This window comes from Lysinibacillus sp. FSL K6-4013, from assembly GCF_038630435.1.
GTDB lineage: Bacteria > Bacillota > Bacilli > Bacillales_A > Planococcaceae > Lysinibacillus > Lysinibacillus boronitolerans.
Window position 1 is genome coordinate 1,536,902 of record NZ_CP152031.1, and the last position, 18,044, is coordinate 1,554,945.

An 18,044-nucleotide genomic window follows, 5' to 3' on the forward strand; every position below is an offset into this window, starting at 1 on the left:
GGTGATAAATTGAAACTATTTAATAGGAAGAAAACTAAAAGATCAGTACAATATTTTGACACCAGTGGTTTTAATAGTTGGATTGTATCAGGCGGTTATACAACACTAGATAAAAATGCAGATGTACAAATTTGCGTAAATAAAATTGCGGATATTGTATCAAGTATGCCTGTTGCTTTAATGCAAAATGTTGAAAATGGTGATATACAAATTAAAAATGGTTTATCCCGTATTGTAGACATCAATCCCAATAAACATCAAACCCGTAAAACATTTATTCAAACTATTGTTCGTGAAGCATTTTTAAAAGGTGATGGTAACGCTATTGTACTGCCCAAATTTAACAACTCTAATGGTTCTTATTTTTTAGACAGCCTTGATGTACTGGACATGAATAAAGTAACTTTTAACACAAATGACAATACATATAATATTAATTATCAAGGTAAGGTATTATATCCTGATGAGGTTCTACATTTTGTATTCAATCCCTCTCGACAATCCTCATTTATTGGTGAAGGTTATGCACCACTCCTCAAAGATGTCCTCTCAAATATTGCACAAGGTAATGCTACAAAACAATCCTTTTTTAAACAACCAAAGCCTTCGTTAATTATCGGTGTGAATAGTGATAATGGTGAGTTAATGGATGGTGACGGACAAAAGGTGATACGAGAAAGTTATACATCAAACATGGAGAATGGGAAACCTTGGTTAATACCTGCTGATGAAATAAGCGTACATCAAATCCAACCATTATCATTAAAAGACTTAGCGATCAATGAATCGTTAGAAGTTGAACGTAAACAGATTGCAGCAGCTTTCGGTATTCCTTCTTTTCTAGTTGGAATAGGTAAATTTGATAAAACTGAATACAACAACTTTATCAATACAACTATCCAATCGATTGCAGATGTGATACAGCAAGAGTTTACAAAGAAACTACTATACTCAGAGTTGATGTATTTCAAGTTTAAAAAGAAAGCATTGATGCAATACGACATTGGAGAGTTATCTACTTTCGCTAATGAAAGTGTTAAGTTAGGTATTTTAAATCGAAATGAATCACGTAATTTATTTGATTATTCACCTGTTGATAAGGAATCCATGAATGAATACAGTACGTTAGAAAACTACATAAATATTGATGATATGAGCAAGCAAAAGAAATTAGTCCAAGATGAACCTTCAGAAGAAGGAGGTGAAAATACATAAATGGAAAAACGAAATATGTACTTAAAAGATAGCCTTCAATTACGAGCAGAAAATGAGTCTGACTTAGTGATCGAAGGCTATTTTGCATTGTTTGATACACCAACTAAATTAACTGATGGTTTATATGAGCAAATTGAAAAAGGTGCATTTGATAACAGTTTAAAAAACAATGATATTAGATGTCTATTTAATCACGAGTCAGCTATTGTGTTAGGTCGTACAGGTAATAAAACATTACAACTACATACAGATGAAAAAGGATTATACGGAAAAGTAATTATTAATGCAGATGATAAGCAAGCTATGGATATTTACAGTCGTGTAAAACGTGGTGATATCACTGGTTGTTCGTTTGGGTTTTATCCATCCCAAGAAGAACCAACAACATATGAAGATGGCGTTATGTATCGAGTTATTGAAGCAGACACGATTGAAGTCTCAATTGTTACGTTTCCACAATATCCAGAGACAGAAATTAAAGCACGTTCAGAACAGTTAGGAACTTATAAGTCAGGACAGTTAAAAGTAAGAAAACAAAAATTACTAGACAAATTAAAGGAGATGTATGGATGCTAAAACAATTACGTTATGCAAAACAGTTAGAAATGAAACGCTCAAAGTTAAATGAACTAATAACACGGGAGCAAGAGTATAAACAAAAGGCTGAAGAATTAGAAGCGGCAATTAATGAAGCTGAAACAGAAGAGGACATTGCTTTAGTAGATGAGTTGGTTGAAGAATTAGAAGCCAAGAAAACTGAATTAGAAGCTGAAAAGGTAGAAGTAGAAGCTGAAATAGCTGAAGTTGAAGCCAAGTTAGAAGAAATTAATAATCAAGCTGAGAAAGTAACTCAAGAAAATAATGAAACTAAAACAAATGAAAAAGAAGAAAGAGGTAATGTAACAATGACAAACAAATATTTCGAAACTCGTTCAGTAAAAGATTTCTATGAGCAATTAAAAGGATTAAAGGAACGTTCAGTTGGTGGAGAAGGTTTACAGGTTCCAAATGAAGTAATCAATAAAGTAATGGTTAAAGTTGCTGATTACGCTTCGGTATATCCATTGGTAAACAAAGAAAAAGTTAAAGGTACAGCACGTATTTTACTTGATACAGATGAAACTGGTGCAACATGGATGGAGATGACTGGTACTTTTGCTGAAGATACAACAGGCTCAATTACTAATGTAGACTTTGACGGTTTTAAACTAGGTAAATTAACTACTATTGATAATGCTTACTTACAAGACTCTATTATTAATCTTGATGAATATGTAACGAAGAAGCTTGCTAAAGCAATTGCAAAATCACTTGATGCTGCAATTTTAAATGGTACTGGCTCTGTAGACAAACAACCTGAAGGTATTATTACAAAGTTAGCAGCTGGAAATAAAGTAACTGTTCCTGCGGATTCGTTAGCTTCGGTTGTCGCTCCAATCGGTTTAATTGACTCAGGTGAAACAGAAGTTGCTCCAGTGGTTGCGGTCATGAACCGTAAGACATATTACAATCGTATTTTAGCTTTAAATGTTGGTACTAACTCCGATGGTCAAATTGTAGGGGCTATTCCTAACTTAGCCAAACCAACAATTCTAGGTCTTGATGTAGTATTCTCTGCTCACATGACTGAAGATAAAGTTTTATACGGTGACTTCTCACAATACACATTAGTTGAACGAGAAGATATTACGATTGAGAAATCTACACATGCAAAATTTGCAGCAGATCAATTGGCAATCCGTGGTAAGGGTCGTTTTGATGGTAAACCAACAAATGCTGATGCATTCGTTTTAGTTACGTTAACACCAGTAGTCTAATAAAAAGGACTGATACATATTGAAATATTTAGTATTACATAGTTTTGTTGATAAAAATACGAGAGAACTCTTTAACGAGGGTTCTCTTTATATTTGTACAAATAAGGAACGTGCAGAGGAACTAATTGTAAAAGGATATATCAAAAAGCAAGAAGTGAAGGCTCGTAAATCTAAAAAAGTGAGTGATGAATAATGGACAATTCTATTATTTTAACTTTATTTAAAATAGATTTAGGTATTACCCATACTGCACGTGACGATTACTTTTCCAAATTAATTGAAGGTACGATTAATGAAATTGAACGTAAGGGCATTAAATTAAACTGTGAAAATGTAGATGACCAAATGTTGGTTGCTGATTATGCTGCTTGGACGTATCGAAAGCGTCAAGAAAACATTCCCATTTCTCGTAATATCCAATTACGTTTAAAAAATCGTATTGTAAGAGAGCGGAGTGTTGTAGATGATTAAGCAATCAATGGGTAATACTCGTCATGTGTCATTGGATGATGTGTGCTATTTAGTCTCTACTAAAATAGTAAAAGATGAACTGTTTCAGGATATCGAAGTAGACGAAGAAAGTGAAGTATTTTGTAGTGTGCTTAATGTCAATCAATATGAGTATGCATCGGCTATAGTTGCAGGAAGAAAGCCTAAAAATACTTTCGTATTGAACTATGAAGATTACAATGATGAAAACAAAATCAAATATAACAATCGATTATATACTATTTATCGCACATTTGTTCGTTACGATGGATATATTGAATGTCATTGCGAGGTGAAAATTGGTGGCTAGTATTGAAGATTTAGCAAGCGAATTATCTAGACAGTTAGCACTTTATGCAAATGCTGTAGAAGAAGATGTAGATAAAGCAGCTAAGAACGTTAGTAAACAAGGTAAAAACAAGTTACACCAAACATCTCCAGAAGGCGCAAGGGGCGATTATGCAAAAGGTTGGTCTATAAAGAAAAAGGGTAGTAATTATATCCTTTACAATGCTACTGACCCACAACTTACACATTTGTTAGAAAATGGTCACGTAACTAGAGATGGTGGACGAACACAAGCACAACCTCATATAAAACCAGTTGAAAAGCGAATGATTAAGGATTTTGAAAAGGAAGTAATAAAGGCGGTTGAGGGACGATGAAGTTAAAAGAATTTGCAGAGCTATTAGGTACGTTAGGTTTACCAATTGCTTATAACCACTTTAAAACCACTTCAACTAATCCACCTCCTGACCCACCATTTATTGTTTATCTTGAAGAAGATTCGAATAACTTTGGTGCAGATAACAAGTCATGGAAGCAGATAGTGAATTATCGCATTGAAGTTTACTCAGATGATAAAGATTTAGATTTAGAAGAAAAGATAGAAAAGTTATTAGATGATAATGGTATTTTTTACGATACTGATGAGACATACATAGATCAAGAGAGTTTATATCAACGCATGTATTTTATCACACTTATAAAATAAAAATAGAAATGGAGAAAACTAAATTATGACAAAAAATCGTGTTTTATATGGTCTTACAAATGTTCACTACGCAGTCCTTGAACGTTTAGCAGACGGAACTTACAAATATGGTACACCAGTACGTGTAGAAGGTGCGGTTTCATTGCAATTAGACCCTACAGGCGATCCAATGAACTTCTATGCAGACAATGGAATTTTCTTCTCACGAAATAGTAACACAGGTTATGAAGGTACATTAACAATCGCAATGATTACTGACCAATTCCGTACAGATGTATTAGGAGAAAAAATGGTCAACGGTGGTTTCCTAGAATCATCTGACGCTAAACAAAAGGACATCGCCCTCATGTTTGAAATTGATGGTGACGCACAGGCTACTCGTTTTGTATATTATGACGTTACAGTTGCACGCCCATCTCAAACAGCAAACACAGTAGCAGAATCAATCGAAATTGAGGGACAAGAGCTTTCATTTACAGCAAAGCCACGTACTAGTGATAAAGCAATTCGCTGGAATACAGGTGATACAACAGACCCTGCAATTTATGATGCTTTTTATGATGCAGTGGTAGAACCAGTTACTAAAGAAGTAAGTACTGGAGAGTAATCTCACAAAATAAATTTCGGAGGAATCATATTTTATGGCAGAGAAATCAATAAATATTAATGGTAAAGAAGTAAAATTTAAAATTACAGGTGGTACACCAGTACATTACTTAAGTTTGTTTGGAAAAGATTTCCTAGCAGAATTTATCGCATTAGAGAAAGATATGAATGCAGGGACACTAACGGACTTTATGCCGTTTTATCGAATCGCTTGGCTTATGGCAAAAAAAGCAGATGAAAGTATACCACAATTGGATGAGTGGCTTGATTCGTTCGAAGATGGTTTTCCAGTGATCGATCTATTACAAGAATTAATGCCTTTAATCCAAGCTAATTTTAAATCTAACTTAAACAAACCAAAACCTAAAAAAAAGTAAGTCAAGATGATGAACCATTAACAACCAATAATTATATCTTTATGATAAAGATGTCTAAGCTAGATTTGTTCGAGCTAGAAATCATGTCTATCGGGATGGTATTAGACCATATACAACTTTATGCAGATACTATTAATCCTGATGATAAGAAAGAAAAAGTCAAGAAAGCTACTCAAGCAGATATAAATGCGTTGAAAATATAATTACTAAGGGAGATGTTGCTTAAAAGCTTCATTTCCTTTTTTACTTTCAAAGAAAGGAGATGATGTTATTGGCAGGAGATATTAAAGGTATCAATATTGAGATTGGCGGTAATACTACCAAACTTACTAATGCATTAAAAAATGTTGATGCTCAGTCTAAAGCAACTCAAAAGGAGCTAAAAGAAATTGACAAAGCAGCTAAACTTGACCCTACAAGTACGGAACTTTATACACAGAAGCAAGCATTACTACAACAAGCAGTACAAGATACATCACAACGTTTAGATGTGCTTAAACAAGCGCAACAACAAGTAGAACAGCAATTCCAGAATGGTGATATTGGTGTAGAACAGTATCGAGCATTCCAACGTGAATTAGCAACTACAGAAGCACAATTAAAGTCATACCAAACTCAAATACAAACAACATCTCAAAACTATGACCGTTTAAAAAATGCGAATAAGGATTTACAAACCTTTTTTGAAGCAACTGGAACATCTGTAGATCAATTTTCTGACGTATTAGGTTCAAGATTAACTGCCTCAATTTCCAATGGTACAGCAAGTGCAGACCAGATTAATAGAGCGTTAAATCAAATGGGTAGACATGCACTTGGAGCAGGAGCAGATATTGACCAAATGAGACAAGCACTAACTCAAATAAATACTAGTGGATTGAATGGTGTTCGTAGAGAATTTGGGCAGATTGCAGATGCTGCTAGAGATGCTGAAGATGAAGTTAACGGATTCGGTGATAGCTTAAAGAATGTTGCAGCAGGACTCATGGCAGGTGGTAGTATTGCTACACTGTTCCAACAAGCAATGGACGTATCTACTCTTAACACTAATATTGATATTTCCATGAATCTTAATGAGGCTGATACTAAAGCAGTACGTCAAGGTATCATGGAAACTACTGCCGCAATTGGTGATGAAGAAGCTGCCTATGAAGGTGTACGTAGGCAGATGATTCTTAATAAAGATGCTTCATTAGAAACCAACATGGAGATTATTAAAGGTGCTTCTATGATTGGTAGAGCCTATAAAGAGATTGACTTCAAAGAGTTAATTCAAGAATCTCATGAGATTGGTAAAGAGTTAGGTGTATCTCAACAAGAAGCGTTAAATCTAGTTAACCAATTACTTGATGTTGGATTTCCCACAGAGCAGTTAGACATCATTGCCGAATATGGCGGACAACTACATCGAGCAGGATTTGATGCCGAACAGGTTCAAGCAATTATGGCAACAGGTGTAGAGACAGGCACTTGGAATATTGACAATTTACTTGATGGTTTGAAGGAAGGTCGTATTAAAGCAGCAGAGATGGGTGCTGGATTGTCTGCATCGATGGCGGATGCATTACAAATCATTGGTGGTTCAGAAGAGCAATTTCGTCAATGGGGAGTAGCAATTGCACAAGGTGGAGAAAAAGGCAATAAAGCATTTCAGGATATGACTCAATATCTAATGAATGTAGAAGACGATGTTGCACGAAACGCTCTAGGTGTCGAACTGTTTGGAACGATGTGGGAAGATCAAGGTGAAAACATAGCCGCAACTATCTTAAATATGAATGACCATATAAAAACAGCAGATGAAATGCAAAAGAATCTTAATGCCGATGTTGCTAAATTAGATGCTGATCCTATGTATGCATTACAGACGGCAATGGGTAATTTAAAAGAAGCATTTGCACCTCTACTATCAGATATTGCTGACTTTATTGCTGATATTGCAAATTGGGCATCCGAGAATACTACTCTAGTCGCTACAATTACCTCAGTAGCTGCAATTATCGCTACAGTAATAGCTTCATGCATGGCTCTAGCACCAGTCATAATGACTCTCACAGGAGCAGCAGGAGGACTAACCGCAGCACTTGCAGTAATAACATCTCCAGTTACTTTAATTGTAGCAGGGATAGCTGCATTGATAGCAGCTCTAGTTTGGGCTTATAACGAGTTCGATGTGTTTAGAGATACTGTCAATAGTGTATTCTCAGGAATCAAAGATGTAGTAATGGTTGCCCTTGGTACTGTTACTGACTTCATCAAAGAAAAAGTAGACCAGATTAAACAGTTTTGGGATGAAAATGGATCAACTATCCTTCAAGCAGTTACAAATGCGTGGAACGCTATTAAAGCAGTCTTTGACTTTGTAATGCCTTTTATTCTCAGTTTAATTCAAGATACTTGGAATAATATTAAGGGTGTAATAGAAGGTGTTTTAAATGTGATCATGGGTTTAATCAAAACATTCTCAGGTTTACTAACTGGTGATTGGTCGAAAATGTGGGAAGGTATAAAGCAATTACTATCTGGTGTAGTACAAGCAATTTGGAACTTAGTTGAATTATGGTTTATCGGTAAGATATTAAAAATGTTTAAGACGTTTGGTAAATCAGTTGGAGATTTATTCTCTAAGCTAGGCGACTCACTAAAAGGTATTTGGGATAAAATTGGTTCTTTGGCTTCAACTGCATGGAATAAGGTCAAAGATGTAATCATGAAACCTGTTGAAGGAGCAAAGAAAGGTGCTTCTGATACCTTTGAAGCATTAAAAAATGCCATCTCTACAACATCTACAGCCATTTGGAATGCTGTTAAAAACAAGTTTGAACCATTAAAAGATTTGATGACTAAACCGATTGAAACTGCTAAAGAAGCAATAAGCAAAGCAATCGAAGCTATAAAAGGGTTCTTTAATGGCTTAAAATTAAAGTTTCCTAAAATTGAAATGCCTAAGTTACCTAAGTTCTCGCTGACTGGTAAGTTCAGTCTGAATCCACCATCAGTACCAAAAATAGGTATCGAATGGTTCGCTAAAGGCGGTATTATGACTAATCCTACAGCATTCGGTATGAACGGTAATAACTTAATGGTTGGTGGGGAAGCAGGTCGAGAAGCAATCTTACCTCTAAATGCACGCAACCTATCTGGAATTGGGGAAGGTATTGCCAAACACATGACGCAAGGGCAACAACAGCAAGTCGTTTACGTACAACCTGCACCTATCTATATTGATGGAGAAAAAGTAGCAGAAGTGACATTCGAAAATATAAGTGGATTACAGTATCAAAAAACAAATGTAACAGCATTAACGAGAGGAGTGTACATATGATAATCCGACTACTAAATGGTAAAGAGATGGATATTGCTGATTATAGTTTAAAGCGTCTATTTCATTACATTCCTTCTGTTTCGCTGTCACACTCTGTTGAAACAGTGGATGGTCGTGATGGCGGTATCTTTATAGATAGTCAATTTACAGACCGCATAATCACTGTGGAGTTCCTTTATGAATCTATGGATATTTATGATTACTATTTGTTGAGAGATGAAATTAACGCTTTGTTTAGTAGAAAAGAAGCATTCTATATAATCTTTAAAGGTGAGCCGTATAAACGTTATTTAGTAAAACTCAATCAAGCGTTTCAAGTGAAGCCTAACCAGCACATGGAGTCATTCGAAGTTCAGTTTACTTGTGTAAATATCTTTGCTGAATCTATTGTATCCACACAAGAGTTAAAGAAAGAGTGGGATGTAAATCAATGGGCGTGGAATGGTCAAATTACATGGGATGATGACTTACAGTATACCTATAACTCAAATGTCTTTTCAGTTAAAAATTTAGGTAACGTCATCATTGATCCGAGACAGCATGAATTAGAGATAATTGTAAAAGGGACATTCTCATCTAATTTATCAATAACAAATAGTACCACAGGTGATATTTATACATATAACGGATCAATAACTTCAGGTGATACTTTAACAATTAAAGGTGTGCAATCATTTAAAAATGGTTCGAGTGTCTTTAAAAATACTAACAAAAAACTACTGACTTTAGCAGTAGGTAATAATAATTTTTGGATAAGTGGAGGTACTGTTAGCAGTATCTCTTTTAATTTTAGATTTTTATATTTATAAGGAAGGAGTAGTACATTGACTATACTTTTAAATAATACAGGTAATCCGATTAATCGTGATGAACGTAATAAAATTAATGAAAACTGGCAACGTATTATTGATGGATTGACTAATTTACAGATGCAAATCAAGGTGCTCGCTGGTGGTCAAGAAGTTGATGAATTAATTGCACGTCTTGAAAAAGCAATTGAAAATGCTGAAACAGACTTACAAAATTACATAGAACAAATTAATTCAACTGTACAAGAGGCAATTAATGCAAATAACACAGCTACACAACAAGCTATTGATAAAAATAACGCTGCATTGCAAGCATCATTAGGAGAAGTATCTGATAAATTGCAAGATTTAAGTACAGCTATCACCAACGCAGAAACAGCTACAACAGATACAACTAATGCTAAAAACTCTGCAATTCAAGCCACTCAAGATGCTCAAAATGCTATCAGTAACATGCGGTCAGTTATTGATAATACCGTCCATCGAGGTGAGTGGAATAGTGAAACTCAATACTTTAAAAATAATATGGCTGTATATAATGGCTCAACATTTATTTCTTTACAGGATAACCTAAATAAAGTACCTCCAACATTACCTACTCAATCAAATGTTTACTGGTCATTGCTAGCTCAAAAAGGTGATAAAGGTTCAAAAGGAGAAAAAGGAGATACTGGTGCTGCTTTAAGTATTCAAGGTAAATTAACAGATGCGTCACAATTACCTCCATCTGGACAAGCTGGACACGCCTACTCTGTTAATGGTGAATTATATGTATGGTCAGAAAATACAGACTCATGGGAAAACGTAGGTAATATCAAAGGTGAAAAAGGTGATACAGGTAACACTGGAGAAGATGGGTTGTCAGCTTATGAAGTTGCTGTAAATAATGGTTTTGTTGGTACATCAGAAGAATGGTTAGCCTCACTTAAAGGAGAAAAAGGTGACAAGGGACAAGATGCTGACCTGACAGAAGTTAATCAAGAAATAGTAAATTTACAGCAAACTGTCACTGACAATCAACAAGTAGTTACTCAACATTTGGCTAATATGACTCTAAATGTAAAGAATTATGGTGCAGTTGGTGACGGAGTGGTTGACGACACTCAAGCTTTCGTTGATGCATTGGCAGATTTAAAAATAATTAGAGATACCTATAGACTTATTAATAATTTTCAATCAAACACAGGCGGTAATATTACATTATATGTACCGCATGGAACATATAAAATTTCAAATCAACTAAATATACCAAAGGGTACATGTATTCGTGGAGAAAATCATTGTTCAGTTATTTTTACTAATTTGTCATTTACCATGTTCTCTGTGAAAGATGATATAGCTGAAAGACTGGAAAATGGCGCTTTGTTAGATGAGGATATTTATACCATTATTGAAAATATTTCGTTGTTTGGTTGCAAATATGGAACCAACCCTTTTGCTGCACATACTCAAAATAATAGTTCAAACGGAATTGTTTTAGACACACATAGATTTAAAATAATAAATTGCAATATTATAGGCTTTTCTAGTAAAGGCATTGTAGTTAATAGTAAATATTATGGTTCAATTCGTGATTGTAAAATAACTCACTGTGGAGTAGGTATATTCTTGGATGGAGGTATTTCAAAGGAAGTCACTGCAATTAAAATTACCAGAAATGAAATAAGATTGAATAGTCAAGGAATTATCTTAAATCGAGGATTTGGTAATACAGTTATAGATAATACCATAGAAAGTAATATAGCCAACTATTTACCATCAGAAACAGAACAACCTATCACTTACTTGTCAAGAGGTAAAGCTTTATTATTGGTGAATTCTCATGAAAATATCATTAGAGATAATTATATAGAAAATCATTATAGTAATGTTTTGTTTTATAACTCTAATAACAACCAAGTTAACAGTAATTTTTTAGTTGCAGGTGCTTTAGAAGGACAACAAAATCAAGTAATATTTGACGGGTCTTCTAATAAAGATAATTTATTTTATTTTAACGAAATGCATTCAGCTAGCGGGACGGACGGTTTATCATCATTGATGACAATTTACAATTATAATTCTGTCGAAGGTAATGTTTTCTATACTTTCAATCTTGATGCGATACTTGCTCAAAACAATATTTGGAATAGTGGTTTTATTGGAATTGAATCAAAATCGCCAATTATTATAGAGCCGAAATCAAACAGGATATATAAGAATAAAGCTGTAAAAATGTTTACACTTTCATGAATGATTCTTATAATTGAAAGAAAAAGGTTTTTGAGGGAGAGAAAGACTTGGTAAATGTAGTAGTATTAGCTGGACATTATTATCCGTTATTTAGTGCGAACGGAAGTATTATGAAAAATCTAATAGACGAATTAAAAACTGAGCATAAAATTACGGTTATAGCAGTAAAAAATAATTTTATGCTCAGCGATTATGAAGATTATGATGGATATAATATAATACGGCTAAACGAATTTGCCACTTGTTTTCACAATTTTTGTGAAAGAAAAAAACATTCTACTAAAGGACTTATGAAAAATGTATATAATTTTCTATTACAATCTAAAAGAGGTTTACTTCTATTAAAAAAGGTATTAAAAAAAGAAAGCCTAGATCATACACAGGTAAAAAAACATTATAAGGCTTTACAAAAATTAAATGAAAAGTCCACCATCGATGTTATCTTACCTGTTTCATTACCGTTTGAAAGCTTTGTTGCAGCAGTAATGTTTAAAGAAACACATCCAAATGTCAAAGTGTTACCATTTCAATTGGATCATTTTTCAGATTCAGAAACACTTCATAATTTTTCATTTATTAAAAAGTTAAGATACAATAAGCATATTGAAATTGAAAAAGAATGTATCAAAAATTCAGATCAATTTTATATACTTCCTCAATTAAAAGAACATTATGACGATAAAGAATTTATTCATTTTCAAGACAAAATAACAGTTTGTGAACACCCACTTATTAAAGCCAAAGTAATAAATGTTTTAAATACTATAAAATTCAATGTTAATAGAATCAATTTGGTTTATGCAGGTTCACTATATAAAGATATAAGAAATCCAAAAGAATTACTAGATATACTTACCTTCATACCTTCAGATGAAAATATTTGCTTAAATGTATTTCATTTTGGAAACTGCAACGAAATTATAGAGGATTTTAAAGGTAAACTGGGTGATAATCTACAAAATCATGAACAAGTTCCATCTGAAGTTTCTATATCCGCAATGAATGACTCTGATATATTGGTTAGTATTGCTAATAAGATAAACAACCAAGTACCAAGTAAAATTTTTGATTATTTATCTTTCGGAAAACCAATTATTCACGTATACCATGATGATAATGACCCGTATATAAATTTATTAAACGAGTATCCATTAGTGTTATGTGTAAAGATAGATAACGAAAAAATTGAAGATAACGCATTAAAAATTCAAGAATTTTGTAAATCTAATTCAGGTAAAAGTATTTCTTTTGATAAAATTCAGGAAAAATACTTTTATGCAACACCATCATTTGTTGCTTCAAAATTTTCAAAAGAATTTATATAGAATGTCGGAATCAGTAATATTGGTTTGCAAATACTTTATTGTTCAGTAAGCGCTACTCATTTGAGTAGCGTATTTTTAATAAGTTAAATTTGATAAAAGACATATATTATTTAAAATTTAAATGAAAGGGTGATAACGTGATTTATGTTACAAGTGTTAATGGCGAACAAATTGAACCATTAACACAATTCAACAACTTTAAAATGGAACAAGAGGTAAATGGGGCTTTTTCGGTCTCATTTACCTCTTTTAATTTAAACAATCCTGCTCATAGCATATTACACGAAGAGTCTGTTATTACAGTTGATGGCTACGATTTTAATGTTAAACAATTGAAAGAAAATCGAACATCTAAAAATATTGTAGGCGTATCCACTTTCTTCGACTTAAACGACAAACGAAGAGATGAAATTTATGGCGGTACTCACACCTTTAATGAGTTCATGTCATTTGTTTTAGATGGTTCTGGATGGTCATTTACTTTTGACAACGATATTAATCACCATAAAATGATTCCGAACTTCGGTGAAGCTAATGTAATAGCGTTAGTAAATGTATTATGCTCAACGTTCCAGTGCGAATATGAAATCAGACCGAATAATCAAGTTCATTTTGCTCATGCAATTGGTGGAGATAATGACGCTCAATATCGTTATAAACACAATATTAAAGCACTACATAAAAACGTTGATACGACTAAGCTAAAGACATTTATCAAAGGTTACGGAGCAAATGGATTGATGGTATCATATACATCTCCTAATGCATCTATTTTCGGTGTAAGAGAAGCTGATCCAATTAGTGATGATAGTCTTACAGAGTCTGACACCTTGCTAGAAAAGTTGAAAAGTGAATTGATAGACTATCCAGAAGCCTTTTTCGAATTAGATGCTGTCGAATTAACTGACAAAGGATTGGGTGAGCGTGTATGGCTTATTTATGATCCATTAAAAATTGAGTTTCAAACTCGTGTACTATCTCAAACGAAAGAATTTAGAGCAGGTAAATTAGTTACTACTAAAGTAATTTTAGGTAATACACTTCCAAAATCCACAGACGATTTATTAGTATCACAAAAAGTCGAAATTGACGAAAACAGGAAAGAATATCGTAGTAGATTTGAACAAACAAATGACAGGATTACGATTGAAGTTGAAGAAGTAAAAGGTTCTATTGCACAACTGGAGATCAAAGCAGATGAGATTAATTTAAGTGTAAATAACCGTATTACAGATGAAATGGCTACCATTAACATTAAGGCAGATAACATCAATTTGAGCGTGAACAATCGTATCACTAATGAAGTATCTACCATTAATCAACGTGCTGACCAAATCGAATTAAAAGTTAAAAAAAATGAAAGCAATGTATCGACTCTTACCATTCAAGCAGGTCAAATTGAATCAAGAGTTTCAAATTTGGATGGACGGATGGGGAATGCTGAATCTAGAATCACTCAAACAGACAATCGCATCACGCTTGAAACAAGAGGAGACAATCTAATTAGTAGTATTAACGTTGCTCCATATGGCGTAACCGTCAATGCTGATAAGATTAACCTTAACGGTGCAGTAATCGCTAGTGGCAGTATCACTGGACACTCAACTCTTAATATTGCTACAGATGCAACAGTAGGTAACAACTTATATCTGGGACGGGGTATTGGTGATAAATCGTTAGTATTTAATAACTCGAATCGTATCAATGCTTCTGGTTATGGTATGGATTTAAACGCACAGCAAATTACTTTGTCATCATCAGATATAACTATAGGGACGAGTTCATACAGCAGGACTGGCTTTAATGGTACTGTTGATTTTTCTTATGCAAATGTATTAGGCGTTGCTTTAGCACATTCACAAGGAATCGGTATTTCGTACTCTGGTGGTTATTTATATGTAAAAGTAAACGGAAGTACTGTAGGATCAGTAAAACTAACATAAACAAAGGAGATTGTTATTATGAATTACCAAGTATTATTAAATAATGGACAGGAAATTAATTTACAGAATGCAGAGTTTGACGCAAATACATTTACGGAGACATTAAATAATCCTCAAATTAACTTCGTTAATATTGGTGGAGCGATTATTAATAAACACATCATTATAAGTGTATTGCCAGTATCGGCGACAGAATAGGGGTGTCTAATGGATACTTTAGATATGACAATCATTAGTCAATTAACTAAAATATTGGAGTCACAATTTGGATGGGCTATATTATGCCTATTATTAGGTGGGTTCATCTTAAAAAAAGTGTATCAAAAGAATGAGCAAAATGAGACTAAAATAATCTCACTATATGAAACAAACGAAAAGAAAGCACAAAAACGTGAAGATAAGCTAATGGAACATTTAGAGCGCAGTAATGAATCACAGGAACGCACAGCGAAAAGCTTAGAAGGGATTAATGACTCGTTACAGTCATTAGAGAAACGTGTTGAGAAAATTGAAGAAAAAACACCGTAAGGATGGTGAGCTAATTGGCATTTAAAATGATCTATGACACTCGTAATCGTACCAATATAAATAAGTTAGCAGATCATACAAAGTTAGCTGCTATTAATTGGTACGATTATTGTATTAATAATCAAATTCAAATATTAATTTATGAAACTATTCGAACAGTTGAACAACAAAAGCTTAATGTTGCCAATGGAAAATCTCAAACTATGAAATCATATCACTTAGTAGGTCAAGCATTAGATTGGGTATTGGTTGATGCTAACGGTACTGCTTTGTGGAATGCTTATAAAACTTCAAATGCTGATAAAGTGATTAATTATGCTAAAAAATTAGGCTTTGTTAGTGGTCGTGATTGGGGTTGGGATGCTCCTCATTTACAGTATGAACATAAAGGTTACGGCACTGATACATTTGGTAAATTTAAAGAAAATGGAGATGAGCTAACTATGTCGGAGTATAATGAATTGAAGAAAATGATAACCGATCTTCAGAAAGAAAATACAGAACTAAAGAAACAATTAGAAAACAAATTAGATAAGCAAGAAACAAGAGAGCCATTAAAATACCATATGGATGATTGGCAATGGATGAAAGCTAATGGTATTACAGATGGATCAAATCCACAAAACTACATAACTCGTGAACAAGTTTCAAGTGTTCTGAAAAAGTTTGAGCAATATTACACTAAAAAATTAAGCTAAAATCAGGCTATCTCTTAATTGAGGTAGTCTATTTTTTTCTTAATTTTTTTTATCAAAAATAAAACTTGCTAGATTATCTTCATTAGTAGTATTATTGGAAGTAATATAGGAGGTAAAATTTAAGTTTGTATTTAGTTATTTTCGTAATTTTCCTATAAAATCTACTCATAAACATTTTAAGTATTATCAGACAAATTATAAATTTTAATCTAACCCAGGTACAATCCGTGGTGACTACGCAACAACTGTTTCTCACAACATCATCCACGGTTCTGACTCTCTTGCTTCTGCAGAGCGCGAAATCGGCTTATTCTTCGGTGAAGATTTAGTTTAATTTCGAATAGATCAAGCAATCTCAATTTATGAGATTGCTTTTTTTATTGCGCAAAAAGGGGAGGGAACATCCCGATATAGAATTGTTAAAAACTTCTTACTCATGTACAATAAATAATGTAATATTCTGATAATTAAGTTAGGAATAGTTTAGTAGACTCGTCAATAAACTATGAGAATGACGTGAAAAAGGGGTTATGGACATGAGAGAAGTGGTGATTGTAGCAGCTGTGAGAACTGCTGTAGGTAGAAGTAAGGGCGCGTTAAGTCAAGTTCGAGCAGATGATTTAGCAGCGGATGTATTACAGGAGGTTGTAAAGCGTGCAGGCATTGGTAAGGAACAAGTAGACGATGTTATTTTGGGATGTGTGACGCAAACAGCTGAACAAGGGGCAAATATTGCGCGTACCTCTTTATTAATGGCTGGATTCCCAGATAGTGTGCCAGGAGTAACCATTGATCGTCAGTGTGGTTCAAGCCAACAAGCCGTGCATTTCGCGGCACAGGCCATTTTAGCGGGAGATATGGACATTGTCATTGCTGGTGGCGTAGAAAGTATGTCAAGAGTACAAATGGGCTCAAACATGCAACACGCACATGCTGGTAAACGCTTACAGGAAAATTATGATATTATTCATCAAGGATTATCAGCAGAGAAAATTGCTTCCCAATGGTCTTTATCGAAAGATCAGCTAAATAGCTATGCTTATCAAAGCCATCAACGGGCAATTTCCGCCATTGAAGCGGGTCATTTCCAAGCTGAAATACTACCTATTCAAGTTCCACAAGAGGATGGCACGGTGACAACAGTTGCTGTTGATGAGGGTCCTCGAGCAGAAACTACCGTTGACATTTTAAATGGATTAAAAACCGTTTTTCAGGAGAATGGTGTGATTACTGCGGGCAATGCGAGCCAAATGAGTGATGGGGCCTCAGCTGTAGTCGTGATGGCATTGGATAAAGCAAGAGAACTGGGCATTCAACCACTCGCTAAAATTGTGACAAGAGTGGTCGTGGGCTCTGATCCGACATTAATGCTGACAGGGCCAATCGAGGCTACTAGAAAAGCATTAGAACGGTCAGGTCTCAAGATAGAGGATATTGACACATATGAGGTAAATGAGGCCTTTGCACCTGTGCCGCTCGTATGGCTGCATGAAATAGGAGGAGACCCAGAAAAGCTCAATCCTGATGGTGGAGCAATTGCACTGGGACATCCATTAGGGGCAACTGGTACGAAATTGTTAACGACTATGCTATATCGCATGGAGCGAGAGAATTATCGTTACGGCTTGTTGGCTATTTGTGAGGGAATGGGAATGGCCAATGCCACAATCATTGAAAAAATGTAAA

Annotated in this window: 19 protein-coding genes and 1 pseudogene; all 20 read left to right on the forward strand. The window is 34.2% G+C overall.

Going from position 1 to position 18,044, the window contains the following annotated elements:
• Positions 1–9: 9 nt before the first annotated feature.
• The 20 genes and pseudogenes from MHB39_RS07375 to MHB39_RS07470 all read left to right on the forward strand — a co-directional run bounded on the left by MHB39_RS07375 (position 10) and on the right by MHB39_RS07470 (position 18,043).
• On the forward strand, positions 10–1,215 hold the full coding sequence (locus tag MHB39_RS07375) for a phage portal protein (protein WP_342546119.1): 1,206 nt from the start codon (positions 10–12) through the stop codon (positions 1,213–1,215).
• Positions 1,216–1,791, forward strand: a complete 576-nt coding sequence (locus MHB39_RS07380; RefSeq protein ID WP_342546120.1) for an HK97 family phage prohead protease — start codon at positions 1,216–1,218, stop codon at positions 1,789–1,791.
• Complete coding sequence (locus tag MHB39_RS07385; protein WP_342546121.1) at positions 1,785–3,032, forward strand: phage major capsid protein; 1,248 nt, start codon at positions 1,785–1,787, stop codon at positions 3,030–3,032. Before MHB39_RS07380 ends, MHB39_RS07385 begins: the two co-directional genes overlap by 7 nt.
• 19 nt (positions 3,033–3,051) lie before the next feature.
• Positions 3,052–3,225 (forward strand): hypothetical protein, encoded by a 174-nt coding sequence (locus tag MHB39_RS07390; RefSeq protein ID WP_342546122.1) that lies wholly within the window; start codon positions 3,052–3,054, stop codon positions 3,223–3,225.
• The gene (locus MHB39_RS07395; protein WP_342546123.1) at positions 3,225–3,503 is read left to right on the forward strand and encodes a hypothetical protein; all 279 of its coding nucleotides are present in this window, start codon (positions 3,225–3,227) and stop codon (positions 3,501–3,503) included. The genes MHB39_RS07390 and MHB39_RS07395 overlap by 1 nt, the downstream gene beginning before the upstream one ends.
• Entirely contained in the window at positions 3,496–3,831 is a 336-nt protein-coding gene (locus tag MHB39_RS07400; RefSeq protein WP_342546124.1) for a hypothetical protein, read from the forward strand. Before MHB39_RS07395 ends, MHB39_RS07400 begins: the two co-directional genes overlap by 8 nt.
• On the forward strand, positions 3,824–4,186 hold the full coding sequence (locus MHB39_RS07405) for an HK97 gp10 family phage protein (RefSeq protein ID WP_342546126.1): 363 nt from the start codon (positions 3,824–3,826) through the stop codon (positions 4,184–4,186). The genes MHB39_RS07400 and MHB39_RS07405 overlap by 8 nt, the downstream gene beginning before the upstream one ends.
• Positions 4,183–4,515 carry a hypothetical protein gene (locus MHB39_RS07410; protein ID WP_342546127.1) on the forward strand — a complete coding sequence of 111 codons (333 nt, stop codon included), beginning with the start codon at positions 4,183–4,185 and terminating at the stop codon, positions 4,513–4,515. Before MHB39_RS07405 ends, MHB39_RS07410 begins: the two co-directional genes overlap by 4 nt.
• Positions 4,516–4,540: 25 nt before the next feature.
• Positions 4,541–5,122: a major tail protein gene (locus MHB39_RS07415; RefSeq protein ID WP_342546128.1), complete on the forward strand. Its 582-nt coding sequence runs from the start codon at positions 4,541–4,543 to the stop codon at positions 5,120–5,122.
• A gap of 34 nt (positions 5,123–5,156) precedes the next feature.
• Positions 5,157–5,498: a hypothetical protein gene (locus MHB39_RS07420; RefSeq protein ID WP_342546129.1), complete on the forward strand. Its 342-nt coding sequence runs from the start codon at positions 5,157–5,159 to the stop codon at positions 5,496–5,498.
• A 271-nt stretch (positions 5,499–5,769) separates the two neighbouring features.
• Positions 5,770–8,823: a hypothetical protein gene (locus MHB39_RS07425; protein ID WP_342546130.1), complete on the forward strand. Its 3,054-nt coding sequence runs from the start codon at positions 5,770–5,772 to the stop codon at positions 8,821–8,823.
• Positions 8,820–9,632, forward strand: coding sequence for a distal tail protein Dit (locus MHB39_RS07430; protein ID WP_342546131.1), 813 nt, complete (start codon positions 8,820–8,822; stop codon positions 9,630–9,632). Before MHB39_RS07425 ends, MHB39_RS07430 begins: the two co-directional genes overlap by 4 nt.
• Before the next feature lie 15 nt (positions 9,633–9,647).
• Complete coding sequence (locus tag MHB39_RS07435) at positions 9,648–11,864, forward strand: glycosyl hydrolase family 28-related protein (protein ID WP_342546133.1); 2,217 nt, start codon at positions 9,648–9,650, stop codon at positions 11,862–11,864.
• Positions 11,865–11,911: 47 nt separating this feature from the next.
• Positions 11,912–13,189, forward strand: a complete 1,278-nt coding sequence (locus tag MHB39_RS07440) for a hypothetical protein (RefSeq protein WP_342546134.1) — start codon at positions 11,912–11,914, stop codon at positions 13,187–13,189.
• 137 nt (positions 13,190–13,326) lie between these two features.
• The gene (locus MHB39_RS07445; RefSeq protein ID WP_342546135.1) at positions 13,327–15,132 is read left to right on the forward strand and encodes a phage tail protein; all 1,806 of its coding nucleotides are present in this window, start codon (positions 13,327–13,329) and stop codon (positions 15,130–15,132) included.
• 18 nt (positions 15,133–15,150) lie between these two features.
• Positions 15,151–15,330, forward strand: coding sequence for a hypothetical protein (locus MHB39_RS07450; RefSeq protein ID WP_342546136.1), 180 nt, complete (start codon positions 15,151–15,153; stop codon positions 15,328–15,330).
• Between the two features lie 9 nt (positions 15,331–15,339).
• Positions 15,340–15,660, forward strand: a complete 321-nt coding sequence (locus MHB39_RS07455) for a hypothetical protein (protein WP_342546137.1) — start codon at positions 15,340–15,342, stop codon at positions 15,658–15,660.
• Between the two features lie 26 nt (positions 15,661–15,686).
• Complete coding sequence (locus MHB39_RS07460) at positions 15,687–16,358, forward strand: M15 family metallopeptidase (protein WP_342546895.1); 672 nt, start codon at positions 15,687–15,689, stop codon at positions 16,356–16,358.
• Positions 16,359–16,566: 208 nt separating this feature from the next.
• A pseudogene (locus MHB39_RS07465) lies at positions 16,567–16,692 on the forward strand (nucleoside-diphosphate kinase); the annotation flags it as partial.
• 202 nt (positions 16,693–16,894) lie between these two features.
• Positions 16,895–18,043, forward strand: coding sequence for a thiolase family protein (locus MHB39_RS07470; RefSeq protein ID WP_339280732.1), 1,149 nt, complete (start codon positions 16,895–16,897; stop codon positions 18,041–18,043).
• The last annotated feature ends 1 nt before the right edge of the window (position 18,044 follow it).

Excerpts from the sequence above, each read along its gene's own strand:
- MHB39_RS07420 (WP_342546129.1), top strand. The coding sequence starts at position 5,157 with ATGGCAGAGAAATCAATAAATATTAATGGTAAAGAAGTAAAATTTAAA.
- MHB39_RS07400 (WP_342546124.1), top strand. The coding sequence starts at position 3,496 with ATGATTAAGCAATCAATGGGTAATACTCGTCATGTGTCATTGGATGAT.
- MHB39_RS07385 (WP_342546121.1), top strand. The coding sequence starts at position 1,785 with ATGCTAAAACAATTACGTTATGCAAAACAGTTAGAAATGAAACGCTCA.
- MHB39_RS07455 (WP_342546137.1), top strand. The coding sequence starts at position 15,340 with ATGGATACTTTAGATATGACAATCATTAGTCAATTAACTAAAATATTG.
- MHB39_RS07430 (WP_342546131.1), top strand. The coding sequence starts at position 8,820 with ATGATAATCCGACTACTAAATGGTAAAGAGATGGATATTGCTGATTAT.
- MHB39_RS07410 (WP_342546127.1), top strand. The coding sequence starts at position 4,183 with ATGAAGTTAAAAGAATTTGCAGAGCTATTAGGTACGTTAGGTTTACCA.
- MHB39_RS07380 (WP_342546120.1), top strand. The coding sequence starts at position 1,216 with ATGGAAAAACGAAATATGTACTTAAAAGATAGCCTTCAATTACGAGCA.
- MHB39_RS07470 (WP_339280732.1), top strand. The coding sequence starts at position 16,895 with ATGAGAGAAGTGGTGATTGTAGCAGCTGTGAGAACTGCTGTAGGTAGA.
- MHB39_RS07460 (WP_342546895.1), top strand. The coding sequence starts at position 15,687 with ATGATCTATGACACTCGTAATCGTACCAATATAAATAAGTTAGCAGAT.
- MHB39_RS07415 (WP_342546128.1), top strand. The coding sequence starts at position 4,541 with ATGACAAAAAATCGTGTTTTATATGGTCTTACAAATGTTCACTACGCA.
- MHB39_RS07450 (WP_342546136.1), top strand. The coding sequence starts at position 15,151 with ATGAATTACCAAGTATTATTAAATAATGGACAGGAAATTAATTTACAG.
- MHB39_RS07395 (WP_342546123.1), top strand. The coding sequence starts at position 3,225 with ATGGACAATTCTATTATTTTAACTTTATTTAAAATAGATTTAGGTATT.